The 25313-nt window shown below is 63.6% G+C and carries 23 protein-coding genes and 2 tRNA genes; 15 read left to right on the top strand and 10 right to left on the bottom strand.

All coding sequences use genetic code 11. From position 1 onward, the window contains the following. Positions 1 to 195 precede the first annotated feature (195 nt). Positions 196 to 1197 (top strand): tryptophan--tRNA ligase, encoded by a 1002-nt coding sequence (gene trpS / locus AC1DVR_RS17375; RefSeq protein ID WP_478001862.1) that lies wholly within the window; start codon positions 196 to 198, stop codon positions 1195 to 1197. 3 nt (positions 1198 to 1200) lie between these two features. On the opposite strand, the gene AC1DVR_RS17370 is transcribed toward trpS, so the two are convergent. Then, entirely contained in the window at positions 1201 to 1962 is a 762-nt protein-coding gene (locus AC1DVR_RS17370; RefSeq protein WP_478001861.1) for a class I SAM-dependent methyltransferase, read from the bottom strand. A gap of 94 nt (positions 1963 to 2056) precedes the next feature. Between AC1DVR_RS17370 and gloB the strand changes: the two genes are divergently transcribed. The 3 genes from gloB (at position 2057) to AC1DVR_RS17355 (ending at position 6246) form a co-directional block, all read left to right on the top strand. Further along, positions 2057 to 2824, top strand: coding sequence for a hydroxyacylglutathione hydrolase (gloB, locus tag AC1DVR_RS17365; RefSeq protein WP_478001860.1), 768 nt, complete (start codon positions 2057 to 2059; stop codon positions 2822 to 2824). A 174-nt stretch (positions 2825 to 2998) separates the two neighbouring features. Then, positions 2999 to 5317, top strand: a complete 2319-nt coding sequence (gene clpA, locus AC1DVR_RS17360) for an ATP-dependent Clp protease ATP-binding subunit ClpA (protein ID WP_478001859.1) — start codon at positions 2999 to 3001, stop codon at positions 5315 to 5317. After that, the gene (locus AC1DVR_RS17355; RefSeq protein ID WP_478001858.1) at positions 5314 to 6246 is read left to right on the top strand and encodes a M23 family metallopeptidase; all 933 of its coding nucleotides are present in this window, start codon (positions 5314 to 5316) and stop codon (positions 6244 to 6246) included. Before clpA ends, AC1DVR_RS17355 begins: the two co-directional genes overlap by 4 nt. On the opposite strand, the gene AC1DVR_RS17350 is transcribed toward AC1DVR_RS17355, so the two are convergent. Both AC1DVR_RS17350 and AC1DVR_RS17345 read right to left on the bottom strand, forming a co-directional pair. Beyond that, positions 6243 to 6908: a GntR family transcriptional regulator gene (locus AC1DVR_RS17350; protein ID WP_478001857.1), complete on the bottom strand. Its 666-nt coding sequence runs from the start codon at positions 6906 to 6908 to the stop codon at positions 6243 to 6245. The genes AC1DVR_RS17355 and AC1DVR_RS17350 overlap by 4 nt on opposite strands. Before the next feature lie 31 nt (positions 6909 to 6939). Further along, positions 6940 to 7626 carry a M48 family metallopeptidase gene (locus AC1DVR_RS17345; RefSeq protein ID WP_478001856.1) on the bottom strand — a complete coding sequence of 229 codons (687 nt, stop codon included), beginning with the start codon at positions 7624 to 7626 and terminating at the stop codon, positions 6940 to 6942. A gap of 142 nt (positions 7627 to 7768) precedes the next feature. On the opposite strand from AC1DVR_RS17345, the gene AC1DVR_RS17340 reads away from it, so the two are divergent. The 6 genes from AC1DVR_RS17340 (at position 7769) to AC1DVR_RS17315 (ending at position 13514) form a co-directional block, all read left to right on the top strand. Further along, positions 7769 to 8104 carry a TIGR02300 family protein gene (locus AC1DVR_RS17340; RefSeq protein WP_478001905.1) on the top strand — a complete coding sequence of 112 codons (336 nt, stop codon included), beginning with the start codon at positions 7769 to 7771 and terminating at the stop codon, positions 8102 to 8104. 138 nt (positions 8105 to 8242) lie between these two features. After that, positions 8243 to 8318, top strand: a tRNA-Ala gene (locus tag AC1DVR_RS17335). A gap of 415 nt (positions 8319 to 8733) precedes the next feature. Continuing rightward, positions 8734 to 10005 (top strand): tyrosine-type recombinase/integrase, encoded by a 1272-nt coding sequence (locus AC1DVR_RS17330; protein WP_478001855.1) that lies wholly within the window; start codon positions 8734 to 8736, stop codon positions 10003 to 10005. Positions 10006 to 10398: 393 nt separating this feature from the next. Next, entirely contained in the window at positions 10399 to 10611 is a 213-nt protein-coding gene (locus tag AC1DVR_RS17325; protein ID WP_478001854.1) for a helix-turn-helix transcriptional regulator, read from the top strand. Next, positions 10604 to 10798 (top strand): helix-turn-helix transcriptional regulator, encoded by a 195-nt coding sequence (locus AC1DVR_RS17320; protein ID WP_478001853.1) that lies wholly within the window; start codon positions 10604 to 10606, stop codon positions 10796 to 10798. Before AC1DVR_RS17325 ends, AC1DVR_RS17320 begins: the two co-directional genes overlap by 8 nt. Positions 10799 to 10865: 67 nt before the next feature. Then, a complete protein-coding gene (locus AC1DVR_RS17315; protein WP_478001852.1) occupies positions 10866 to 13514 on the top strand; it encodes a primase-helicase family protein in 2649 nt (882 codons plus the stop codon). 309 nt (positions 13515 to 13823) lie between these two features. Here the strand turns inward: AC1DVR_RS17315 and AC1DVR_RS17310 are convergent, their stop codons facing one another. Continuing rightward, positions 13824 to 14564, bottom strand: coding sequence for a hypothetical protein (locus tag AC1DVR_RS17310; protein ID WP_478001851.1), 741 nt, complete (start codon positions 14562 to 14564; stop codon positions 13824 to 13826). A gap of 444 nt (positions 14565 to 15008) precedes the next feature. Between AC1DVR_RS17310 and AC1DVR_RS17305 the strand changes: the two genes are divergently transcribed. From AC1DVR_RS17305 to AC1DVR_RS17285, 5 genes are all read left to right on the top strand, one after another. Further along, complete coding sequence (locus AC1DVR_RS17305) at positions 15009 to 16460, top strand: class I SAM-dependent DNA methyltransferase (protein WP_478001850.1); 1452 nt, start codon at positions 15009 to 15011, stop codon at positions 16458 to 16460. Further along, the gene (locus AC1DVR_RS17300; protein ID WP_478001849.1) at positions 16457 to 17683 is read left to right on the top strand and encodes a restriction endonuclease subunit S; all 1227 of its coding nucleotides are present in this window, start codon (positions 16457 to 16459) and stop codon (positions 17681 to 17683) included. The genes AC1DVR_RS17305 and AC1DVR_RS17300 overlap by 4 nt, the downstream gene beginning before the upstream one ends. Continuing rightward, on the top strand, positions 17680 to 18513 hold the full coding sequence (locus AC1DVR_RS17295; RefSeq protein ID WP_478001848.1) for a CBS domain-containing protein: 834 nt from the start codon (positions 17680 to 17682) through the stop codon (positions 18511 to 18513). The genes AC1DVR_RS17300 and AC1DVR_RS17295 overlap by 4 nt, the downstream gene beginning before the upstream one ends. After that, complete coding sequence (gene hsdR / locus AC1DVR_RS17290) at positions 18513 to 20846, top strand: EcoAI/FtnUII family type I restriction enzme subunit R (RefSeq protein WP_478001847.1); 2334 nt, start codon at positions 18513 to 18515, stop codon at positions 20844 to 20846. The genes AC1DVR_RS17295 and hsdR overlap by 1 nt, the downstream gene beginning before the upstream one ends. A gap of 201 nt (positions 20847 to 21047) precedes the next feature. After that, the gene (locus AC1DVR_RS17285; protein ID WP_478001846.1) at positions 21048 to 21215 is read left to right on the top strand and encodes a hypothetical protein; all 168 of its coding nucleotides are present in this window, start codon (positions 21048 to 21050) and stop codon (positions 21213 to 21215) included. A 447-nt stretch (positions 21216 to 21662) separates the two neighbouring features. Here AC1DVR_RS17285 and AC1DVR_RS17280 read toward each other — a convergent pair. The 6 genes from AC1DVR_RS17280 to AC1DVR_RS17255 form a co-directional block, all read right to left on the bottom strand. After that, positions 21663 to 21738, bottom strand: a tRNA-Ala gene (locus AC1DVR_RS17280). Between the two features lie 113 nt (positions 21739 to 21851). Further along, entirely contained in the window at positions 21852 to 22034 is a 183-nt protein-coding gene (locus tag AC1DVR_RS17275; protein WP_478001845.1) for a hypothetical protein, read from the bottom strand. 178 nt (positions 22035 to 22212) lie between these two features. Further along, a complete protein-coding gene (locus AC1DVR_RS17270) occupies positions 22213 to 22863 on the bottom strand; it encodes a response regulator (protein WP_478001844.1) in 651 nt (216 codons plus the stop codon). After that, on the bottom strand, positions 22860 to 24251 hold the full coding sequence (locus AC1DVR_RS17265; protein ID WP_478001843.1) for a sensor histidine kinase: 1392 nt from the start codon (positions 24249 to 24251) through the stop codon (positions 22860 to 22862). Before AC1DVR_RS17265 ends, AC1DVR_RS17270 begins: the two co-directional genes overlap by 4 nt. A 5-nt stretch (positions 24252 to 24256) precedes the next feature. Next, positions 24257 to 24583, bottom strand: coding sequence for an AzlD domain-containing protein (locus AC1DVR_RS17260; RefSeq protein WP_478001842.1), 327 nt, complete (start codon positions 24581 to 24583; stop codon positions 24257 to 24259). Further along, the gene (locus AC1DVR_RS17255) at positions 24573 to 25280 is read right to left on the bottom strand and encodes an AzlC family ABC transporter permease (RefSeq protein WP_478001841.1); all 708 of its coding nucleotides are present in this window, start codon (positions 25278 to 25280) and stop codon (positions 24573 to 24575) included. Before AC1DVR_RS17255 ends, AC1DVR_RS17260 begins: the two co-directional genes overlap by 11 nt. Positions 25281 to 25313 lie beyond the last annotated feature (33 nt).

Below are 25313 nucleotides of genomic sequence, written 5' to 3'. Positions count from 1 at the left end.
CGGGCCGGCGTCAATAGATTGCACAAATGACCGGCTCACAGACCCTTTCCCTTGGTTTCTGGTGGCGCGCCCAAAGTTAGGGCGGCCCAGCGAAGTCATGTGATCTGCACGATGATCCTTCAGGCCGCCGCTTCGGGCGGCCTTTTGATTTCAGCCTGGAAGCGGCGTCCCCCTCATCCCCGAACGGAGACTGCCATGAACAAACCCGTCATCCTGACCGGCGACCGCACCACCGGCCCCTTGCATCTGGGCCATTATGCCGGATCGCTCAAAAGCCGTCTGGGCTTTCAGGACAGCCACCAGCAGTTTCTGCTTCTGGCCGACAGCCAGGCCCTGACCGACAACGCCCATGACATCGCCAAAGTCCGGCAAAACGTGATCGAGGTGGCGCTGGATTACCTGGCCGTGGGGATCGACCCGGAACGCAGCACGATCTGCCTGCAATCGCATCTGCCCGCCCTGGCCGAACTGACCCAGCTGTACCTCAATTTCGTGACCGTCGCCCGGCTGGAGCGCAACCCGACCATCAAGGACGAGATCAGGGCCCGGGGCTTTGGCCGCGACATACCGGCCGGGTTCCTCTGCTATCCCGTGGCGCAGGCCGCCGACATCACCGCCTTTCGCGCCACCGTGGTTCCGGTGGGCGAAGACCAGCTGCCGCTGATCGAACAGTGCAACGAGATCATCCGCCGCCTCAACATCTCCGCCGGGCGCCGCCTCTTGCCCGAGGCTGCCGCCCATGTCTCGACCGTGGGCCGCCTGCCTGGCCCCGATGGCAGGGCGAAGATGAGCAAATCCTCCGGCAACGCCATCGCCCTTTCGGCCAGCCCCGACGAGATCTCCGCCGCCGTGCGCGCCATGTTCACCGACCCGCAGCACCTGCGCCCCGAAGATCCGGGAAAGGTCGAGGGAAATGTCGTCTTCACCTATCTCGACGCATTCGACCCCTTCCCCGCCGAAGTGGCCGAGCTGAAGGCGCAATACAGGGCGGGCGGCCTTGGCGATGTCCGGCTCAAATCCCGGCTGGAGGATGTGCTGCAAGACCTTCTCGCCCCGATCCGCGCACGCCGCGCCGCCTATGCCGCCGATCCGGGTCAGGTGCTTCAGGTGATCCGCGATGGCACCGCAAGAGCCCGCGCCGTGACGGAAGGCACCAAGGAGGAGATCATGCAGGCCCTCGGCCTCTTCCGGCTGTGAGGTCTAGTCCTCGCCCGAAACCAGGCGCGGCACCGGCTGCGGCACCGGCATCCCCTCCAGCGCGCGCAGGGGGCGGCGCACGATGGCGCCGAGGCCGCCGCGCGTCGGGGCATAGACCTGCTTGGAGGCCTCGACCATCAGGACCCCGCCCGCAAGCCAGGGGGCAGACCGCCCGACCCACTCCCAGAAGGCCGAGGTCCGCAGCCAGAACCGCCCCAGGGCGGGCGGCGCGAAGAGCGCGGTCATCGCCCGTTCCGGCATGAAGCCGTGGCGCTTCAGCTCCGCCTCCATCTGGCCCATCGAATAGGGGCGGCCATAGCCGAATGGCGTGCCATCGCCGCGTGCCCAAAGCCCGATCCGGTTCGGCACGATGAACAGGGCGCGGCCACCCGGGCCGAGCACGCGGTAGGCCTCTTCCATCACGGCGGCGGAATTGTCCGAGGTCTCCAGCCCGTGCATCAGGATCAGCCGGTCGACAAAACCCGTCGCCAAGGGCCATTCGCTGTCCTCGCACAGAAGGCAGACGTTGGGCTCGCCCATCGGCCAGGGCATCACCCCCTGCGGCGCGGGCATCAGCCCGATCACGCGGCGCGCATGGGCGAGATAGGGCCGCAGCAAGGGCACCGCAAAGCCGAAGCCCACCATGGTCTGCCCGGCCATCGGCGGCCAAAGCTCGACCACCCGCTCGCGGATCGCCCGTTGCGCCACCCGGCCCAGGGCGGTGCGGTAGTAGAAATTCCTCAGGTCGAGAACGTCCAGATGCATTGAAGGTGTCACGGTTCAGGGCCACATTGGCCCACCATAGCCATTCGCCCCCCGATTGCCATGCGTGCTTTCGGCCCAGGTCAGGAATCCCCCCATGCCGCTAGAACTTGTCACCGTTGCCTGCCTTTCGGACAATTACGCCTATCTGATCCACGATCCGGCATCAGGCGAGACCGCCGTGATCGACGTCCCCGAGGCGGCACCGATTCTGGCGGCGCTCAAGGCGCGCGGCTGGCAGCTCGACCTGATCCTGCTGACCCACCACCATTCCGACCATATTCAGGGCGTGGCCGAACTTGTCGCCGCCACCGGCGCCCGCGTCTATGGCGCCGCCGCCGACGCCCACCGCCTGCCGCATCTGGACCGCGCCCTGGCCGAGGGCGACAGCGTCTCGGTCGGCGCGGAGGTTGGCCAGGTCCTCGACGTTTCCGGCCACACGATGGGGCATATCGCCTTCATCTTCCCGGACTCGAATCTTGCCTTCACCGCAGACAGCCTGATGTCCGGCGGCTGCGGCCGCTTGTTTGAGGGCACCCCCGATACTATGTGGGCCTCACTGACCAAACTCGCCGCCCTCCCCGGCGAGACGCTGATCTGCTCGGGCCACGAATACACCGCGAGCAACCTGCGTTTCGCCGCCACCCTCGAACCCTCCAACCCCGATCTCCAGGCCCGCATCGCCCGCGTGACGGCGGCACGGGCTGCCGGCGAATCCACCGTGCCGGTTCTTCTGTCCGAAGAACGGGCCACCAACCCCTTCCTGCGCGCTCCGCTCCCCTCGGTGAAGGCGGCGATCGGCATGCCAGGCGCCTCCGACGCCGCGGTTTTCGCGGAAATCCGGGCGCGGAAGGACAAGTTCTGACCAGCCCACATCACTTTTTGTGGGCCATCCCCCCCCAAGTGCGATTTCATGCGAAATAGCACTTGAAGATCGGCGTAGAAAACCGATCCTTAATCATATGAGGCCACGGTCAAGGCAGGCCCGAACGATCCCCGATCGGGTTATGCCGACCTGCAGGACAGGAGCACGACGCAAGTGCCGACATTTTCGACAACCCTCGAGCAAGCCATCCATGGCGCCTTGGCGCTGGCGAATGCCCGCCGCCATGAACTGGCGACGCTGGAGCATCTTCTGCTCTCGCTGACTGACGAGCCGGACGCCTCCCGCGTCATGAAGGCTTGCTCGGTGGACCTTGACGCCCTCAAGAAAACCCTGACCGATTTCATCGACGATGACCTGTCCACTCTCGTCACCGATGTGGAAGGGTCCGAAGCGGTGCCGACGGCGGCCTTCCAGCGCGTGATCCAGCGCGCCGCGATCCATGTGCAATCCTCCGGCCGCACCGAGGTTACCGGGGCCAACGTCCTGGTCGCGATCTTTGCCGAACGCGAATCGAACGCCGCTTATTTCCTGCAGGAACAGGACATGACCCGTTACGACGCGGTCAATTACATCGCCCATGGCGTGGCCAAGAACCCCTCATTCGGCGAGGCGCGTCCGGTGTCGGGCGCCGATGAACATCACGAAACCCCCAAGGCAGAGGCGGGTGAAGCCAAGGAATCGGCCCTGTCGAAATACTGCGTCGACCTCAACGACAAGGCGATCAAGGGCGATGTCGACCCGCTGATCGGCCGCGAGGCCGAGGTGGAGCGCGCGATCCAGGTCCTCTGCCGCAGGCGGAAAAACAACCCGCTGCTGGTGGGCGACCCCGGCGTGGGCAAGACGGCGATTGCCGAGGGCCTCGCCTTGAAGATCGTGCGCGGCGAAACGCCGGAGATTCTGGCGGGCGCCACGATTTTCAGCCTCGACATGGGGGCGCTGCTGGCTGGCACCCGCTATCGCGGCGACTTTGAAGAGCGGCTGAAAGCGGTTGTGAAGGAGATGGAGGATCACCCTGACGCGATCCTGTTCATCGACGAGATCCACACCGTGATCGGCGCTGGCGCCACCTCGGGCGGGGCGATGGATGCCTCCAACCTGCTGAAACCCGCGCTGCAGGGCGGCAAGCTGCGCTGCATGGGCTCGACCACCTACAAGGAATTCCGTCAGCACTTTGAAAAAGACCGCGCTTTGTCGCGGCGCTTCCAGAAGATCGACGTGAACGAACCTTCGGTCGAAGATACGGTCAAGATCCTGATGGGTCTGAAGCCCTATTTCGAAGAGCATCACGATCTGCGCTACACCCATGACGCGATCAAGGCGGCGGTCGAACTGTCCGCCCGCTACATCCATGACCGCAAGCTGCCTGACAAGGCGATCGACGTGATCGACGAGGCGGGGGCGGCGCAGCATCTTCTGACCGAATCCAAGCGTCGCAAGACCATCGGCCAGAAAGAGATCGAGGCTGTGGTGGCCAAGATCGCCCGCATTCCGGCCAAGTCCGTCTCGAAAGACGATGCCGAAGTGCTGCGCGATCTGGAAAAGAACCTCAAGCGCGTGGTCTTCGGGCAAGACAAGGCGATCGAGGCTTTGTCCTCGGCGATCAAGCTCGCCCGGGCTGGCCTGCGCGAACCGGAAAAGCCGATCGGCAACTACCTCTTCGCCGGCCCGACCGGTGTCGGCAAGACCGAGGTCGCCAAGCAGTTGGCGAGCATCCTCGGCGTGGAACTGCTGCGCTTCGACATGTCGGAATATATGGAGAAACACGCGGTTTCCCGTCTGATCGGCGCCCCGCCCGGCTATGTCGGCTTTGACCAGGGCGGCATGCTGACCGATGGCGTCGACCAGCACCCGCATTGCGTGCTGCTGCTGGACGAGATCGAAAAGGCCCACCCGGATGTCTACAACATCCTTCTGCAGGTGATGGACCACGGCAAGCTGACCGACCACAACGGGCGGCAGGTCGATTTCCGCAATGTGGTGCTGATCATGACGACCAACGCAGGGGCGGCCGATGCGGCCAAGGAAGCCATCGGTTTCGGCCGCGCCAAGCGCACCGGCGAAGACACGGCGGCGGTCGAACGCACCTTCACGCCGGAGTTCCGCAACCGTCTGGACGCGGTGATCCCCTTCGCCGCTCTGGGCAAGGAAGTCATCCGCTCGGTCGTCGAAAAGTTCGTCATGCAGCTGGAAGCGCAGCTGATGGACCGCGGCGTCCACATCGACCTGACGCCGGAAGCCGCCGATTGGCTGGGCGACAAGGGCTACGACGACAAGATGGGCGCGCGTCCCTTGGGCCGCGTGATCCAGGAACACATCAAGAAACCGCTGGCCGAGGAACTTCTGTTCGGCAAGCTGACCAAGGGCGGCCTCGTGCATGTCGGCGTCAAGGATGACGCCATCGTGCTGACCTATGAGGAACCCGCCAAGCCGCGCCTCACCGGTTCCAAACCACCGCTTCTGACGGCGGAATGATCCGGGGACTGCTTCTGACTTTGGCCCTCGCCACACCGGCGGGGGCCTTTGAATTGGCTTGGCCCGTCGCCTGCACTCTGGGCAAAACCTGCTACGTCCAGCACTACGTCGACCACGACCCCGGCCCGGGGCAGCGCGATTTCACCTGCGGCAGCCTGAGTTACGACGGCCATGACGGCACCGACATCGGCCTGCCCAACCGGGCGGCGATGGCGGCAGGGGTGGCGGTTCTGGCGGCCTCCCCGGGCAAGGTGCGCGGCGTCCGCGACGGCATCGCCGACTTTGAGCCGCCGGTCCCCGACAAGGAATGCGGCAATGGCGTTCTGGTCGAGGATGGTGCGGGCTGGCAGACGCAATATTGCCATATGAAGCAAGGCTCTGTCGCCGTCCGCGCCGGGGATTCCGTTCTTGCGGGGCAGAAGCTCGGCCTTGTCGGCCAATCCGGCGCTGCCGACTTCCCGCACCTGCATCTGACGGTGCGCCACAATGGCAGCCCCGTGGACCCCTTCGCCCCCGATCAGGCGACCTGTGGCCCCCCCAGCGGCCCCGGCCTCTGGGCCAAGCCCCTGCTCTATCAGCCCGGCGGCTTTCTTGCGGCGGGGTTCAGCGCCGAGGTGCCGCAGTTCGATGCCATCAAGGCGGGGCTTGCGACGCCGAACCTGCCCAGGACCGCCCCCGCCCTCGTGCTCTGGGCCGAGGTCTATGGCGGGCAGGCCGGGGATGAGCTGGAATTCTCCATCGCAGGCCCGGAGGGTGGCACCCTGCTCACAACCACCGCAAGGCTGGAGCGGATGCAGGACCAGCTGTTTCGCGCCGTGGGCTCGAAGCTTCATGCCGATCTGGCGCCCGGATCCTACGCCGGATCTGTCCGCCTGACCCGCAAGGGGGTCGAGGTTGACCGCATCGCCACGACTGTCACAGTCGATTAACTGGCCAGATGCCGCAGGCCCTGCGTCACATCGGTGCGCACGGCCAACCGCAAGCCCGGCTCGTCCCCCGCCCGCAGGGCCGCGAGAATCAGGCGGTGGTGATGCGGCACATCGCGCCGGCGCAGCTTGTCGTAAAGCGCCCGCATCGTCGGCCCCAGCTGCAGCCAGACCGTCTCGCAGATCGCCAGCATCGCCGGGGTCTGGGCGCGCAGGTAGAGGGTGCGGTGAAACTCCAGATTGGTGCGCACATAGGCCACCGCATTGTGGTTCAACACGGCCTCCTGATTCAGCGCATTGATCGCGGTCAGACGGTCGATCAGGGCGAAGTGGGCGCGCGGCAAGGCGCGCGAGGCCATCTCCGGCTCGATCAGGGCGCGAATCGCGGCAAGTTCCTCGATCCGCTCGGGCGAAAGCTCGGGCGTCGAGATCCGGCCGGAGGAGGAGATCGTCAGCGCCCCTTCCGCCGCCAGCCGCCGCACCGCCTCTCGCGCCGGGGTCATCGACATGTCGTGTTGCGCCGCCAGCCCGCGCAGCGTCATCGACAGGCCGGGCGCCAGCTCGCCATGCATGATCTGCTGGCGCAAAAGCCGGTAGAGCCGCTCATGCGCCGGGGCGGAGGGATCGGCGAGCCGGAGGGTCGCGGGGCGCGGTGAGGTGGTCATGCCAAGACCCAAGCAAAGGCCGGCGGCGCCGTCAAGCGTCGAAGCGGTAGGAATGCAGCCGCGCGCCCTGGGCATGAAGCCAGGCGCGCTCGCGCTCCCACCCCGGAAACAGGCGTTCGACCACCGCCCAGAACGCGGCGGAGTGGTTCATTTCCACCAGATGGGCGCATTCATGGGCCGCGACATAGGCCAGGACCGAGGGCGGCGCCATGATCAGCCGCCAGGAATACATCAGGTGCCCTTCATGGCTGCACGAGCCCCAGCGCGACCTTGTGTCGCGCAGGGTGATGCGGGCGACCTTGCGCCCCAAAAGCCCGGCATAGTGGTCCGAGGCCGCAGCCAGGCGGTCGCGGGCCGTAGCGCGCAGGAAAGCGGCGGTGCGGGCCGCGGCCTGTTCCGATGCGCCGGGGAGGAAAAGCGAATCACCCTCCAGACGCGGCGCGCGGCCGTTTCCGGGGCAAAGCGTGACCTCGCGCCCCTCGAACAGCACCGACGTGCCAAAGCCGATCGCACTGGGCCGACGCTGTTTGGCCAGGGCCGCGCGCAGCCAGCCCTCCTGGGCGCGGGCGAAATCCATCGCCTCGGCCTCGCGGGCGCGGGGCGGCAAGGACAGGGTGACCCGCCCGTCAAGTGACGAGACTCGCAAGGAAAATCGCCGCGCCCGGGCCGACCGGCGCAGGGTGATCTCAACAGGCGGGGTTCCGAGAAGAACGGGCATGGCACCTCTTGCAATGGCGGGCCACCATACCCAGATTTGGTCCCGCTACAACAGCCGTAAGCGGGCGACAAAAGCCTTTGACAGTGCGAACCGCCTGTGGCAAGCGAACGTTTCTCTGGCACATAGCCTTGCAAGGATGACCATGCCCAAAGCTGAATGGGGCACGAAGCGGATCTGCCCGACCACTGGCAAACGCTTCTATGACCTGAACCGTTCGCCGATCGTCAGCCCCTATACGGGCGAGGTCGTCGATATCGAAAGCGCGCGCCGCAAGATGGCCGCCTCGGTGATCGCCCGTGTCGCGCCTGAAAAGGACGATGACGTTCTGGTCGATGACCTGGACGCCGATGATGATCTGCTGACGCCCGGCGTTGCCGATGATGCAGAGCTGGACGACGAGCTTCTGGAAGAAGACGCCGACGACAATGTGTCGCTCGACGATCTGACCGAAGTGCCCGGCGACGAAGAAGAAGTCTAAACAAGGGGTTGGGGGCGATTTTTCGGGAAGTGCATTTTTCCTCTTGCACCCCCCGCCGCCCCCGCCTAATAAGCCGCCACGACGCGCCCAGCGTCGCTGACCGAAAGGTCGGACGATCGAAAGATCGGAAGGTTGAACGGGGTCATAGCTCAGATGGGAGAGCGCTTGAATGGCATTCAAGAGGTCGGGAGTTCGATCCTCCCTGGCTCCACCAACCTGCCTAAAATAGAATGCGCCAGCGGGCCGTCCTTCGGGACGGCCTTCGCATTTGTGGCTTCCTCTTAAAAACATTCTTCGAATCCGCCCTGCAAAACATCAGTTCGTCAGAAGCGCAGGTCGGTCCGGCGCGTCTGCGCGCATGGGCGAAAGGGGCCGGTTTCCCGTCCCGCATCACGTCCGAAAGTATTCTGAGAGTTTTTGGTGGAGCAAAGGTCCACCGAAATAGTGTCTCAGGCCATCCAACAGCGCCCCAAGTTATATCTTTTATTGTTGAAAAACAACATGTTGAAAAATGATTCGTCTCAAGCTATACCAGTGCATCGCTATGCAGCTTGAAGAATTTAGGGGCTGGTTAGGGGCTGGAAACTATTTGGGCCGCCGCCTCCCTCGCTGATCACGGAGACGAAAACATGGCTACGGGCCAAAATCTGCTGACAGTAGTCCAACTCAAGAAAGCCCATCCAGGCACCACCCTGCGCGACGGGGGCGGGCTGTTCTATCGGTCCACCGGGGAGGGTATGGGAAAGTGGGTCTATCGCTTCAAACTGAAAGACCGGCCCCAACGGGAGCAGGGACTGGGGTCATTCCCCTCCGTAACACTCGCCACTGCCCGCACCAAGTGCGAGAAATCGCGGCAGTTGGCAGCAATGGCCATTGACCCGATTCAGCGCGCCTCGGAGGACGCTGCTGCCGCTAAAGCTGCCGCCGACGCAGCCAACCGCGCCGTCGAGTTCGGCGATTATCTGACCGCGACGTTCTTGCCGCATCGGACACGCAGGCTGACCAACGCCAAACACATTTGGCAGTGGCGGCGGATGTTCGAGATTCACGCCACCAAAATCTGGGCTCGTAAACTCGCGTCCATCACCCGCGAAGATATCCTTACAATCTTGCGGCCAATTTGGGAAACCCAACACGTTTCTGCAACGCGGTTCAGGGGCAGGCTGCAAGACCTGTTCGACTATGCGATTGAAAGCGGCGACTATGTGGGACCGAACCCTGCCACTATGGCACTATTCCAGAAGTCGCTGTCAAAACCCCGCCGGATGGAAGGTAAGGGGCCACAAGCCGCGATGCCCTACGGCGATATCCCGGCCTTTCTGTCCGACCTGCACAACCGCCAGGACGCCTCGCTTGGCGCGCTGGCGCTTGAATTTACAGTACTTTGCGCCAGCCGATCAGGAGAGGTGCGCCTTGCGGTTTGGAGCGAAATCGACCTCGACAGAAAGCTTTGGCGCATTCCTGCATCGCGTATGAAGGCCGATAAGGAACACTCCGTGCCGCTGTCGGACCGAGCGGTGGAAATCCTGAATTCGGCGCGCGCGCGTACCATCGGCGATCCTCCACCCAGCGGCTTGGTCTTCCCCGGCCTTAAGCCGGGTAAGCCCCTCAGTGACGCAACTCTGCGTGCAGTGATGAAGCGCATGAATCTGGACCGCTTCACCGTCCACGGCTTTCGGAGCGGCTTCCGGGACTGGTGCGGAAACGAGACCAACTTCCCGCGCGAACTTGCCGAGGAATCCCTTGCCCACTCACTCGGTTCGGTTGAGGCAGCCTATCGACGCGGCCAAGCCATTGAGCGCCGCCGGGTGTTGATGAACGCATGGGCCACCTTTTGCGCCGGGAACCCCCAATCGTTGGAAAATGCGAATGTTGTACCTTTGCGGGCAGCGAATGCATGATGGTTGCGGCGGTGTCAGGTTCCGATTTTTTTGCAATCGAGCCGTATTCATTCTTGCACTAACTGCGGTTTAGGAGACTCGGGGCAGACACAGCTGCCAGAATTGCAGCGTGACTTGCCCCCTCCGGCGCTAGGTCACGCCTCGGGGCCCGCCCCCGGCTCATTGCTAGTGTCTCAAACGCCCTTGCGAGGCTATCGGGACATTTGCTCTCGGCATGTTCGTGATGGTCGAACATCGCAATGGACGTTTGTCTGCTTTGTCATATAGTTATCGCTCACGTCCCCCATATTTTTCGCTTGCAAGAGTTTGCATAGGGCGCAATTCTAGCCCGGAAACACCCTTAGAGAATGGAGATGCCCCTGCGTAACGCATGACTACCCAAATCCACGGAGTATGATCTTGGGAACATTGCCTGTTACGTTGCTTCGCCGACGCGAAGTTCTGGGGCTTATCGGCGTCAATTCGGCCACGCTTTGGCGGTGGCAAAATGCCGGAAACTTCCCCCCGCCGATCAGATTGGCCCAACGGACTGTGCGTTGGCGTGAGACTGATGTGATTGCGTGGCTTGAAAGCTGCCAAGCGCGAGGGGGGCTGGCTCATGTCTGATGCGCCCGAAACCCTCCTGCGCTTACCCGAAGTCCTCAGGCGAACCGGGCTTTCCCGCGCCTCGCTGTACAGGCTGATCGCCGCAGGCACGTTTCCCGCGCAGGTCAAGATTTCTGCGAGGGCGTCCGCATGGTCAGAACGGGCCGTCCAGGGGTGGATCGCCTCCCTCCTGACAGCTTCCACCTAAGCAACCCCCGAAATGAGAAGCACCGCCCGCGCCACGGCGCACAAGCGGTCCCAGAAGGAGTTCTCAATTGTACTTAGTTGAAAATATCGCACCGCCCATGGCTGCCCAATCGCCCTCTGTCACTGACGCCCGGGCCCCCATGTTGAATGCTTCGGCTTCCTTGGATTTTTCAGATATTGCGCTCAACGTCGTGGGGCTCCCGGTGGTAGACACCTGGGACCAGGTGGACGGGCTGGTGCGGGTCTTGATGGGCCTGCCGGACGCGGCTGCGGGGGCCGGTGGGGGTGTGCCGTGGTACGCCGGGTTCCGGGGCGTGGACTTGGCGACCGGGGCGGCGCTGCCCGAGAATTGGGGCGGGACGCGGGGCGCGGCGGGCATGGCCCGGTGGTTTGGCGGTGGGCCGAAGGATGCGGACCTCTATTGGGCCATTGCGCCCATGGGGGCTGGCGAGACGCGGCGTTCTGCCGGTGGGGCCGTGTCGCAGTCGGTTTTGATTGCCGACGACATTGGAACCAAGGTTGACGTCGCGCTGTGGGAACAGCGGTTCGCCCGGGGCTGTCCCCGGCCCACGCTGGAGATTGAGACCTCGCCGGGGAACAGGACGTTTGTCTGGGCTCTGGACGGTGTGGGGTCTGACCCTGCGCGGTGGGCCGATCTGGCGCTGATCCGGGCTTGGATGATCGAAGATGGCCTGACGGATGCCGTCATGGACGTCTGCCGGTATGTGCGCCTGCCCTGCGGCTGGAACTCCAAACAGAAGTACAAGGCGGCTTGGGTCGGCGGTCGGCCTCCGGGGGTTCGTGCCGTGGCGTGGCGTCCGGGTCGGGTTTCGCTGGAGGCGCTCGGGGATACTCTGGTCCCGGGGGCGACGGGTCCGTGGCGGGCTCGGGGTGAGCCGACGGGCTCGGGGGCACGGTCAACCCTGACCGGGGGGCAGCTTATGTCCGGGGCTCTGGTCCGGTCCGCGGACTTGGGCTCGCCGGACGCGCTGATGGGTTTGGGCGTCCGTCTCGGGATGGACCTGGCGCAAGGCGGCCCGGGGGTTGTCACGGCGCTGTGCCCCAACCGGGCCAAGCACACGGTTCGGGCTGAAACAGGTTTCGCGTTCCTTGGGGGCGGCCTGATGCACTGTAACCACGCCTCTTGTCAGTCGCTTTCAACCCGGGACTTCCGGGCGATGATGCTGGCCGAGTATGCGGCAGATGCCAACGCGGGGGCCGGTGAGCCTGCCCGGGGCGAGGACTGGCTGGCCGCCGAGGAAATGCGACTGGCGGGCCTCCTGTCGGCCTCTGGCGTGGCCGCAGCGCAGGCCGAGGGGGACAGGCTGGCCGGGGCTCGCGCCGTGCGTCAGGCGGCGCAACAGGCGGCCTTCACGCAGGACTTGGCGGGTCTTGTAGCAAGGTTCGTTTGGGTAAGGGGACAAAACGCGTTCCTTGATACCGTGACGCGGACCGTAATCCCGGACAGGGACTTCGACGCACACCCCGCAGTGTTGGCGGTAATCGCCGTGGGCGCGACCGGCCAGAACCGGGCACGCAATCAGGTACTCAATCACCCCGATCTGATCTGGGCGGAAAACCTGACCCGTGCCGTCGGCAAGCAGGATGCGGTCGTCCGCGAAGAAGATGCCACGGGACGCGAAACGGTCATGGCGAACACTTGGGTCGGTAGTGTCTGGCACGGACAGGACAAAGCCCGAAAGCCGGTCGAGTGGCTGGAATTGGTCGCGTATGTGATCCCGGACGCGGCTTACCGGGAGTGGTTCATAAAGTGGTTGGCGTGGGGCTTTCAGTTCCCAGATCAGCGCCGCATGACGATCCCCCTACTGGTCGGGGGTCAGGGCGTGGGCAAGGACGCCATGCTCATCCCGATCCGCAAGTTGATGGGCCCGCACAACGTCCAAGACGTATCAATGGGGCAGTTGAAGGGCCAATTCACGGGCTGGATGCTGTCGGACTTGGTGATCCTGCCCGAGTTGAAGCTGTCGAGCGACGGGTCGATGTACAACCAGATCAAGGGTTGGCTCGCCAACAAAGAGGATCGGGCCACGATCAACGAGAAGTATCGTGCGCCCTATCCAGTAAGAGCGCGCTATTCGATGCTGTCCATGTCTAACCACATGGACGGGCTGAAAGGGTTGGAACCGGACGACCGCCGTTGGCAGATCTACGTCACGCCCGCCGTGAAGGCGGATAAAGCGTTCTATGACCGGGTGATTGAGGGGGCCAAAACTGACGCCTCCATGTGTGGCCTGCTTCACTACCTGCTGCATGAGGTCGATCTGAAAGGGTTTGACGTCTATACCCCTGCGCCCGGTTCCGGGATCTACCGTGGGCAAATGCTGGCCGAGAACCTGACAGGGGTGGCCCAGTGGGTCCACCAGAGTTTCCAGCCTGGGGAGGCATTCGCGGTGCGGCAGCTTGTCACCATTGCGGAGTTGCAAATCTCCGCGCAGGCTTCGCCGTCTTGCACCCCCAAGAGCGCGATCACTTCGAGGGGCGTCCGGGACGGGCTGCTGGCTTTGGAATGGGCCAACATAGGTCAAGTCCGCCACGGACAGCACCGGGCAAGCCTGTGGGTTTCGCCGAAGTTGGCAGCGGCACCAGGGTTCAATGACATGAAAGAAGCCGACCTCTTGGCAAGGCACGCACGCGAAGTGCAGGCGGGCGCCGACCTAGCAGAACAAGCCCTTTTGGGGCTTCAAAACTCCGAATAGCGGCGCGGGAACAACGCCAAACTGGATGGGCGCGGAACTCCGCGCCCATCTGCTAGCAATTTCGTAGGGCCGATGGCGGGGCGAATCCCGTAACAATCTGATTTTGCTAATATTATTACAACATGATAGGTGATAGGCTATTTCTCTCCGAAACTGTGAGTATAGATTATATAGAACGTACAGGGCTTAGCCGGGTGTACTGTGGGCGTGTAGGTGGAGTTATTCAAAGTGCCTATCGTCCTATCAGCTCGGCAACATGCCCTTCGCGCCGCCGGAGCGGCAAGCACACGCAGGAAGGCGTAAATCCCCTCAAGTCTGACGCAAGTGCTGCGCCCATCCCAGCCAGCGATCTCGTGCCGGGGCGTCGTCCGGGTCTTGCAGGTAGTCCCGCAGGGCGGTCAGGAACTGCACCTGATCGTCAGCCCCCTCGCAGGCCGCGAACATGCGCCGGACCTCCGGCCCGGACCTGTGTAGCAGCGCAATCAGCGCGTCCAACCCGATAGCGTCCGCCGCCCCCTGCCGTGGGCGCTTCGGCCCCCCGTGCCGGGCTTGGACGGCGGGCTTGGCGACCTTGGGCTGGTCAGCCCGCCTGCGCTTGAGGCTAGGGCTGGCCGTCCCGTCCCGCCACGGACGAGCGGCCAGCGGCGTCAGGCCCGGTCCGCGTCCGGCACGCGAGGTGATAGCCTCCACGGCCATGCGCAGCGCCACGGCAGCCGCATGGGCCTCGCCTCCGGCCTTGAGCGCCGCCATGATGGCGCGCCCAGCCTTGGTACGTTTATCGTGGTTGCCAAGCCTGACCCATTGCAGCGCCAGCCCCGCTGCGGCCACCCGCTTCCGCAGCCCATCTTGGACCGCCCCCGCCCACGCCCCGGCGTCCGCCCGGTCAATCATGCAGCGCCGATAGCGCCAGCGCAGCCAGTCCATGACCGCAGGCAGGTCCGTGCAGGGCTGGACGCCCAGCGCCGCTAGCGAGTCCTGAAAGCCGCCCTCGTCGGCCCCAAGGTCGATGGTCGCCCCCGGCACGGACGGATTGCGCTTCCATGCGTCCAAGAGCCTGTTCCGCGCCCTTCGGGCCTCCGCACGGGCGAATACCTCTGGCGTCACCCGCCCGGACCGCAACCCCGCCAACTGCCGCTCCCGGTGCGCCGCTGCCGCCTTCGGCCCCGCGTGCCGCAGGCAGCGCCCGGTGCGGCTGTCAGTGATCGGAATTTGCGTGCAGGCCCGACCGGACTTAGTCCGCGCACCGCACTGCGGCGACATGGACCCGCCCCGCCCATGTAACTCTGCCGCTTCCCGAAAGCGCCCGAGACAGGAATTGAACTCCAACCCAGACGTCTGCGTGGATATAGTCATTGACCCCAAGTCCAGCTGACATGGGTTATATTATAACAATCCGCCGAAATGGACGCCAACTATTTTCAACCTGCGGTGGCTCGGCACTTGTCCACCGGTCAGATACGGGCGACGGTGCCGAAAATCAAAAACGGGACGGGCATGTTCGAACAGACCTTCAAGAACCTTGACGACATCATGTTTCAGGAACCCGGCTGCAACACCGAGTTGGACTACGTCGAACAGTCCTCTTGGATGCTGTTCCTGAAATACCTGGACGATCAGGAAACAGAACGCGCGGTTGAGGCACAACTGACTGGCAAGCCTTACAGCTTTCTGTTTGAGGAACGCTTCCGCTGGTCGGAATGGGCCGCGCCCAAGACAACCTCAGGCAAACCCGATCAGGACAAGGCCCGCGTCGGCTCGGACTTGGTCGAGTTCGTCAACAACGCCCTGATGCCCTACCTGCGCAGCTTCCGCGCCAACGCCACCGGCCCGGACACCGTCGAATACAAGATCGGCGAGATATTCACCGAGGTCCGCAACAAGTTCCAGAACGGCTACATGCTGCGAGACGCTCTTGGCCTGATCGACCAACTGACCTTCGGCAGCCAGGAACAGAAGCACGAACTATCAGACCTTTATGAGACCCGCATCAAGAACATGGGTAACGCCGGGCGCAACGGCGGGCAGTATTACACCCCCCGCCCGCTGATCCGCGCCATGATCGCTGTCACGGACCCGCGTCAGGGCGAAACCATCTATGACGGCGCGGCAGGCTCGGCAGGCTTTTTGTGCGAGGCGTTTGAATACCTCCGCCCCAAAGTCAAAACCCCCGCCGAATTGCGATTGCTGGAACGCCACACCTTCTACGGCAAGGAACAGGCCCCGCTCGCCTATGTCATCGGCCTGATGAACATGATCCTGCATGGCATCCCCGCGCCAAACTTCCTGCGCACCGACACGCTGAGCGAACGGATCGCCGATATCGAGGATAAGGACCGCTACAACGTCATCCTCGCCAACCCACCCTTCGGCACCAACAAGAACAAGCAGCTGCAGCAGAACTTTCCGATCAAGTCCTCGGAAAGCGCCTACATGTTCCTGCAACACTTCATCGAAAGCCTGAAGGCGGGCGGACGCGCGGCCATCGTGATCAAGAACACCTTCCTGAGCAACACCGACAACGCCTCGGTTGCCCTGCGCAAGCAACTTCTGGACGATTGCCACCTGCACACCGTCCTCGATTGCCCCGGTGGCACCTTTCTTGGTGCGGGCGTCAAAACCGTGGTTTTATTCTTTGAAAAGGGGCGGCGCTCGCGGCAGGTCTGGTATTACCAACTGACCCCCGGTCGCAACATGGGCAAGACCAACCCGCTGAACGATGCCGACCTGGCCGAGTTCGTCACCCTGCAAAAGACCCGCGCGGTGGGCGAGAAGTCTTGGCTGGTCGATGCGCTGACCCTAGACCCCGCCAGCTATGACCTGTCGGTGAAGAACCCGTCTGCCCCCGAGCAAGCACCGCTGCGCGACCCCGCCCAGATCATTGACGACATGCTGGAGCGTGACGCCGAGACCGCCGGGATTCTGGAAACCATCCGGGGGATGCTGTGAAGACTGGGTGGGAGGTCAAGGCGCTGGGAGAGGTTTGCACCAAGATCGGAAGTGGCGCGACTCCACGGGGCGGATACGAGTCCTACAAGGAAGCTGGGATTCCCCTCATCCGCAGTCTGAACGTCCATGACCTTGAGTTCCGCCTAAAGGAATTGGCCCGGATCGACGATGAGCAGGCCGAAGCCCTTTCCAATGTCGAAGTCATTGCTGGCGACGTTCTTTTGAACATCACCGGCGCATCCGTGGCGCGGTGCTGCATCGCCCCTGTCGACATGCTCCCTGCGCGAGTGAACCAGCACGTGTCGATCTTGCGTCCCAAACCTCAGACCCTCTCGACCGAGTTCCTTGCGTACCTATTGGTTTCAAAGGAAATGAAGGACAAGCTTTTGGGCATTGGCGACGAGGGCGGTGCGACCCGTCAGGCGTTGACCAAAGCTCAGTTGCAAGCCTTCCCCATCCCCCTTCCGCCCCTAACCGAACAAAAGCGGATTGTTACGGTTCTGGATGCGGCGTTTGAGGGCCTCACCCGCGCCCGCGCCCACACCGAAACCAACCTCCAAAACGCGCGGGAGTTGTTCGGCACAACGATCCGAAGTCTTCTGGATCACGAAGCAGAAGACCCAGCGACAATTCTGACCAGCTTGGGGGAGGTATGCGAAATACACTCTGGTGCGGGCTTTCCTGACAGATATCAGGGCCTTGCGTCCGGTGATTTCCCATTCTTCAAAGTCGGAGATATGAACAAGGCGGGCAACGAAATTGCCCTACAGACCGCCAACAATTATGTTTCCGACGAAGTTAGAAAGGTCCTTGGAGCCAAAGTGTTCAAACCTGACAGCATCGTTTTCCCAAAGGTTGGCGGTGCCATCGCAACGAACAAAAAGCGCAAGATCATAGTTCCAAGCTGCGTTGACAACAATGTCATGGGGCTTTGGCCGATACCCGAGAAAATTGACGCTGCATATCTTTCATGGTGGCTACAAGGGTTCGATATCTATGAATTCTCGAACAAGGCCGCCCTTCCGTCGATCACTAAGGCGACTGTTTCAGACTGGCCACTGGTCTTGCCCCAAAAAATACGCCAGCAAGAGATTGCGGCAGAACTCCAAGTAATTTGGCAACAGTCGGAAGAACTACAATCCCACTACCGCGCCAAACTCGCTGATCTTGATGACCTCCGCCAATCCATCCTGCAAAAGGCTTTTGTGGGGGAACTGACATGAACCCCGTCCCGTCACATGACCTGACAACAGGTCGCCTTCGGCAGGTGCAAGGTGGCTTGACCGTATCCTTGATCATGGTCCCTCGCGGCAGCCTAATGAAATGCAGCCGCTCTGATCGGCAGGACGAACTGCGCCGCCGGAACGTAAACGACTACAGCGCACTGCCCGTCGTCGGGGGCGATGATCGGATCATCGGTTTATACGATGCCTCGCGCTGGTTCAAAGAACCGGCCCCGCCAGAACCCGTGGGCAACAACTTCACCCCCATTAGCGAAGACATTCTGATCGGTGCAGATGCCAGCATCTTCGATTTCATCCGAACCGCCGACAGCCATCCCACGCGGTTTGTGGTGCGGGAGCACGGCATTGCTGGGATGGTCAGTCTATCGGATATTCAGCACTTGCCTGTCAGGGCCGCTCTATTCACGCTGATCACCGGGTTTGAAATGGCGATGGCCGCGCTGATCGAACTCGTCTGGCCAAATGGCGATTGGCAGACCAACCTGAACCCAGAACGCCGTGCCTATCTCGCAGACGAAATTACTAAAGCGCGGGAGCAAGACACCTACACCGGCGACCTTGTGTTGACGCAATTCTGTGACAAGGCAACGCTTGTCCGGAAAACACAGCGTTTGAAATGGTCAAATAGGCAGATAATGGCCCTCACAGGCAGAGCAGAGAAACTGCGGAATAAACTCGCGCATGGCAATCACTATGCTGCAACCATCGACGAAGCGGAGGCAATTTGCCGGATGGTCCGTGGTGTCTTTGATTTGCAGGAACAGATCGAACAACTCTTGTCCCCTACCGCACCATCTCAGGATGCCTAATGTCGATCCACGACGAAACCGAGGCTGACACCCGCGCGAACCGTATTGATCCGGTCTTGGTGCAGATGGGCTGGTTGCCTCCGGACGCTCATGTGCGGCGCGAGCAAATTGCTCCGGGCCGGATCGTGCCGGGCGGCAAGCGCGCCAACCCGATGTCCGCAGATTATGTCCTCCACTACCGCGACCAGAAGCTCGCCGTGATCGAGGCCAAGCGGGCGGGGCTTGCGACCGCAGAAGGGGTGATGCAGGCCAAGGAATACGCCGCGCGGCTGAACGCCCCCTTCGCCTATGCCACCAACGGCCTGACTTGGTACGAAATCAACATGGCCGGAGGTGAGGCCGAGGTTTCTGGCCCTCCCTCCCCGCAAGACCTCTGGCACCGCGCCTACAAGGTGCCGAATGCCTGGCGCGACCGCTTCGGTGTCGTGCCCTTCGAGGCGGGCGGCGGCAAGTGGCAACCCCGTTACTATCAGCACAATGCCATCAACGCGACACTGGAGGCCATAGCCTCGCGCCAGCGCCGCATCCTGTTGACCCTCGCCACCGGCACCGGCAAGACTGGCATCGCGTTCCAACTGTGCTGGAAGCTGTTCGAGGCCAAGTGGAACCTCGGCGGCGAGCCGACCCGCCGCCCCCGCATCCTGTTCCTCGCTGACCGCAACATCCTCGCCAGCCAAGCCTACAACTCATTCGGCGCGTTCGAGGACGGGGCCAGAACCCGCGTGGACCCCGAAGCCATCGCCAAACGCGGCGAAGTGCCGAAAAACGCCAGCATCTTCTTCACCATCTTCCAGACCCTCTCCACCGGGGGCGAGGGGTCCGAAGCGTTCCGGCAATACCCGCCCGACTTCTTCGACTTCGTCATCATCGACGAATGCCACCGGGGCGGAGCCAATGCAGAAGGCTCATGGCGGGCGATCCTGAATTACTTCGAGCCCGCCTATCAGCTTGGACTGACCGCCACCCCAAAACGCACCGACAATACCGACACCTACGCCTATTTCGGCGAGCCGGTGTACACCTACTCCCTGCGCGAGGGCATTGAGGACGGCTATCTGACCCCGTTCCGGGTGCGGCAATATTCCTCGACCATCGACAGCTATCAGTTCGACGGGGCCGACAACGTGCTGGCAGGCGCGCCGGACGACGAGACGACCTACGAAGAAAAGGACTTCAACCGGGTCATCCAGATCAGAGAACGCGAATTGCACCGCGTCCGCACCTTCCTGTCCGAAATCAACCACTCTGAAAAGACGCTGGTCTTTTGCGCAACCCAAGCCCATGCCGCCCTGATCCGCGACCTGATCAATCAGGAGGTCAAACACCCCGACCCGTTTTATTGCGTCCGTGTCACAGCCAACGACGGGGCAGAGGGCGAACGGCATCTGGAAATGTTCCAGCAAAACAGCAGGACGATCCCGACGATCCTGACCACGTCGCAAAAGCTTTCAACCGGGGTGGACGCCAAGAACGTCCGCAACATTGTGTTGATGCGCCCGATCAACTCGATGATCGAGTTCAAGCAGATCATCGGGCGAGGGACGCGGACTTTCGAGGGCAAGGATTACTTCACTGTCTATGACTTCGTGAAAGCGCATCTGAAGTTCGACGACCCCGAATGGGACGGCGACCCCGCCGCAATCATCGTCGATCCCCCTGACCCCAGAGTACCGCGCCAGCCTAAGGGCGATGGGCCAGAACCCGGCGATGAGCCGCCACCGGGCGGTGAACCTCCAGCCGGCGGGGAACCTGCCCCGCGCCCCGAAATGATCCAGATCGAACTGGTCAAAGGCAGGTCAATTGCCGTCATCGCTGCCACAACCTTCTGGGGGCCGGACGGCAAGCCCATGAGCGCCAGGGAGTTCATTGAACGCATGTTCGGCGAGTTGCCGGACCTGTTCAAGGATGAGGACGAGTTGCGGGTCCTGTGGGGCGACCCGGACACCCGCAAGGCCCTGTTGGAAAAGCTGGCAGAACGCGGCTACGACTTGACCGTGTTGAAACAAATGCGCTCGGCCATCTTGGCCGAGAAAAGCGACCTGTTCGATGTGTTGGCTCACATAGCCTATGCCACCGAACCCAAGACTCGCGCCGAACGGGCGGAAAAGGGCGAAACGGCGATCAACAAATCCTACAACTCCAAGCTGGCTGCGTTCCTGCACTATGTTTTGGGCCAGTACGTCGATGCGGACGCCGATGGCTTGGACAGGTCGCACCTGCCGGACTACTTGAAACTGCAATACGGCACCTTCGCAGATGGAGCGCAGGCACTTGGCGGCGCCGAAATTGTGGCGAAATCGTTCGCCGGGTTCCAGAAATACCTCTATGAGTGACGGGCTAGACAACCACCTATCGCTGTGTCCCGCTGGTTCGAAGGCATCTGAATGAGTTACAATGGGCTCTGCGTCGGCGGCGTCCGTGCCGGGGAATGGGTGTCAAAGGACACCACGTCATTTTCTGAGCGTGTTCTCGTTGGGCGAGGTGAGGCCCCCGACTTTATGCCAATTCTCATCAATTGGTCCCCGATGAGCCTGATGGACGGCTCAGCCGGGATCGTGACGGACTACGTCCACGTCCGGGGCGGCGGAGGTTGCGATTTCTGGGTGCCGGAAGGCAAGGACGGGACTTGGGCCATGCAAGAGTTGGTCCGCGCCTATCGGCGGGAAAGCCTGCCCCCACGCCACGACGAGGAACAGGAATAGCCCGGCATGGACGCCCCGCCGCCCAACTTTGTCTGCCTTGCCCAAAAGTTGGGAATAATCGTCACTTTGAGCGCGAGGGCGATAGACATATGCGCCGCTCCGGTCGGGGTAGGCCGGAGGGTGGGGGGGCCGTCCGGCGCGGACCTGCGTCCGGCAGTCTCGGCCCCTCGTCTGCGTCCAGCGCGGCCCAGGGCCTTGGTACGACATGACGCGCCAATTCGGAGCATTGCGCGTCCCGGCCAATGTCGAACACAGGATGTTGAAGGCGAGGACGCGAAGGGACAGGGCCGGAGCAGACGGAGCCAGCGCGGTACTGCCTTGCCTCAAAACATCCGAGGCGCACCCCGGTCGATGACCAAGGTCACAGATAGCACCGGCAAAGATTTAGGGGCTGGTTAGGGGCCAGACCCGTAGACGACAGAAAAAATCAATGTTTTCAAGGGTAGTTGGTGGAGCAAAGGGGGATCGAACCCCTGACCTTATCATTGCGAACGATACGCTCTCCCAACTGAGCTATTGCCCCATCCGCGCGGGAATTTCTGAGCGAACTGCGGGGAATTGTCAAGGCGGGTGCGCGTCCTCAAAATGCCGAAAGGCGGGCCCGGGGGCCCGCCTTTGCAGAGGGGGTGCAAGGCTTCAGGGATGGGCGACGCCGGGGCGTTCGGTCTTGTCGCGGCGGGAGTCGGTGCCGCGGCCACGGCGGTCGATTTCGCTGTGGCTGTCGAGGGTCAGCACCGGTGCCAAGGTCGCGGCATGCAGCGGGGCCAGGGTGGAGAGGGTCAGGGCGGCGAAGCTGGTCACAAGGATGAGGGATTTCATGTCGAAGTCTCCGATCTGGGGTTGGGGAGCGCTTGGGCGTCTGCTCCGGTCAGATCACTCTAGCGATTCGCTCCCCCCGCGGGCACCGACCGAGGGCGGGCGATCTGCGGGCTCCCTTAGGACCTAGGTCCGCCCCTGCTTCGGACTTTTGCCGGGCCGCCTTTCGCCCCGAAGGAGGTCAGCCTTTCAGATGGGCCCGCGCCAGCATCGCGGCTTCGACGCGGTTTCGGACCTGCAGCTTTTGCAGGATCGAGGTCATGTAATGTTTGACGGTCTTTTCCTGCAGATCCAGCACCTCGCCGACCTCGCGGTTGGATTTGCCCTGGGCCACCAGCTTCAGGATATCCTCCTCGCGCTTGGTCAGCTCCTCCAGCGGGTTGGGCGCGGCAGCCGGGGCCGGCGGGCGGCGTAGCGCCACCAGAAGCCGCCCAGCCAGCCCCGGCGAGACATAGGAGCGTCCTGCCGCCAGTTCGCGCACGAGGTCCGCCAGTTCCTCGCCGCCGACGCCCTTGAGGATATAGCCCAGGGCGCCCAGCTTGATCGCCTGCATCAGGTCCTCGTCGCTCTCCGAGGCGGTCAGCATGGCCACACGCGGCGGGTTTTCCATCTGCAAGATACGGCTCAGGGCGGCGAGGCCACCGCCCTTGGGCATCGAGATGTCCAGAAGCACCACATCGGGCCTTTCGCGCGCCACGACCTCGGCGGCCTCCTCGCCATCCTTGGCCAGGCCCACCACGGCGATCCCGCCGGCATCGGCCAGACTGCGCACCAGACCGTCGCGGTAGATCGGATGGTCGTCCGCCAGCACGATACGAATCTCGTCAGTCATTCCACGCCCCTCAAATCCAGTTCCATCCGCAATTCCGCGCCGGGCAGCCCATCCGACCTGCGGCCGAGGGTCAAATGCCCGCCCAGGCTTTCGACCCTTCCCGCCAGCCCCGCCAGCCCCAGACCATAGCGCCCTTCGGCCAGATCGTCCTCTGTCCCCTCCAGCGCCAGCCCGGGCCCGCCATCGCGCACCGAGACGCGGAGCACCCCTGCCACCTCGGAGAGGGTCACCGCCTGCCCCTGCCCCGCGCCATGGCGCCAGGCATTGGTCAGCCCCTCCTGCACGACGCGGCCGATGCAGATCTTCACCGCGATCGGCAGATCCCGCGTCGCGAGCGCCGTTGTCAGGGCGACCTCGCTGTGGGTGCGGGCGGCATGGGCATCGACCAGGCCCTGGATGACCTCGGTCAGATCGCGCCGTTCGATATCGGGCAGCGACACCCCGCGCGAGATGGTGCGAATCTCGGTGATCGCCTCGCGCACCGCCTTTTCGATGCCGTCGATCTCGGCCTGGGCCTTGGGGCTGGTGGCCTCGCGGCGCAGGGCGTCCAGGCGCAGGGCGGCAAAGCCGATCAGTTGGGCCGGGCCGTCGTGCAGATCGGCTCCGATCCGGCGCAGCGCCTGATCGTTCAACTGCGAAAAGCGCGCCGCCGCGCCCTGCACCCTGAGCCGGAGCGTCACATTGCGGGCGGCCATCTCGCTCAGGTCGACGATCTGACGGTCGATGATCCGGTTGCCGCGCAGGACGATAGCAAAGAGGCTGGCGAAGATCGCGGCCATCACCAGACAGATCGCGAGCCAACTGGTCATCCGCGCCATGGTGAGATCGGATTGCAGCTGGGTGGCGACCTCGTAGAACTCGGCAATGGCGATGATCTCGCCGGACTGGCGGGCCCGGATCGGGGCGTAGATCTGCAACAGCGGCATGTTCAGCGCCTGTTCGGCGATGTTCTCGTCCTCGTCCAGCTTGTCGAAGGAGCCTACGACCTGCCCGGCCCAGGCCTGCTTGATGTCTTCGCTGCCGGGAAAGGTCTTGCCGATGATATCGGGGTCGGAGGCGGCCACGACCTTGGCGCCCTTGACCCAGATCTTGAAGCTGACGACCCGGCTGCCCAAGGGCGTGTCATGCAGAAGCCGCGAAATCGCCGCCGCATCTTCGGAGGTCAGATGGTCGGACGTGGCAAGCTCTTGAATGAGCGGGGCGAAAAAACTCTCCATGTAGAGCGCGGTCGCGTTCGCGGTGTTGCGCACCACATCCGTCTTGATCCGGCCCGAGACCCAGAAGCCCACTGCAAGTGCGGCCAGCACCATCACCAGCCCGCCCGCCAGCGCGAACTGCCCGGCGAGTGACAGGTCAGACCAGCGGCGGCGTGGGCTGCCTTGCGCCATCCGCGTCAGCCCGCGCCCAGGGCGGCGGCAAGCCCGCAGGCCAGGGCGCCGGCCAGCGTGGCAGAGACGACCGAGCGGCGCCAGAGATAGGCCAGAAGCACCGCCAGCACGCCCACCGCCGACCGCCCCTGCACCGCCACCGTGGCATGGATCAGGGGCAGCATCTCGGCGACAAACAGCGTCGCAATCGCCGCGGGCCCGGTCGCCGCCAGAAAGCGCGCCATCAGCCCGCCCGGCGCCGTGCTGCTGAGGTTGGCCCTGAGGGGCAGAAACCGCCACAGATAGGTCAGCACCCCGGCGATCAGCGCCAGTTCCAGAACCTCAAGCCGCATGGCGGACCCTCCGCAGCGGCAGGGCGATGCCGGCCAGCGCCCCGGCGATCATGCCGGCGAAAAGCCCGATCGTGCCGGAAAAGGCCCAGGTGCCCGCCATGGTGGCCAGCCCGGCCACCACGATCACCGGCACCTGCGCCCCGTTCAGGATGGACAGAAGCAGCGCCAGAAACAGCCCCGGCAGCATGAAATCCAGCCCGGCGCCGACCGCAGGCCATTGCTCCAACGCGCCGCCGCCGGCCCAGGCGCCCAGGGCCGTCCCGGCGAGCCAGGAGGCATAGGCGCAAAGACCCAAGGTCAGCATGAAGGGCTCGGAAAACCGCAGACCCTTGGCCAGGGCGCCGAGGGCCGCGCCAAAGACCTCATCCGTCAGGGTAAAGGCCCAGGCCCAGGACCAGCGCCGCCGCGCCGCAGCCCCGGCCTTTTGCAGGAGCGTCGGGCCGTAGAGCAGATGCCGCAGGTTCATCGCGGCCAGTGTGAGGCCCGCCGCCAGCACCGGCGCGCCGCTGGTGACCAGAGCAATGGCCAGGAACTGCGAGCCCCCGGCAAAGACGATCAGCGACAGGCTGAACGCCTCCAGCCCCGACAGGCCCTGCCGGGTCGCGGCGACGCCAAAGGAAAAGGCGATGGGGAAATAGCCCAGCACCAGGGGAAAAGCGGCCTGCAATCCGGCCCGGACGGAAGATGGGTTGCGCATCGCTCAAGCGGTAGCCACCCCCGCCCCCGCCTG

The organism is Rhodobacter sp. P2_H5, from assembly GCF_056403335.1.
Note: the sequence above shows the minus strand (reverse complement) of the source record. Positions and strands in the feature narration are given on the sequence as shown.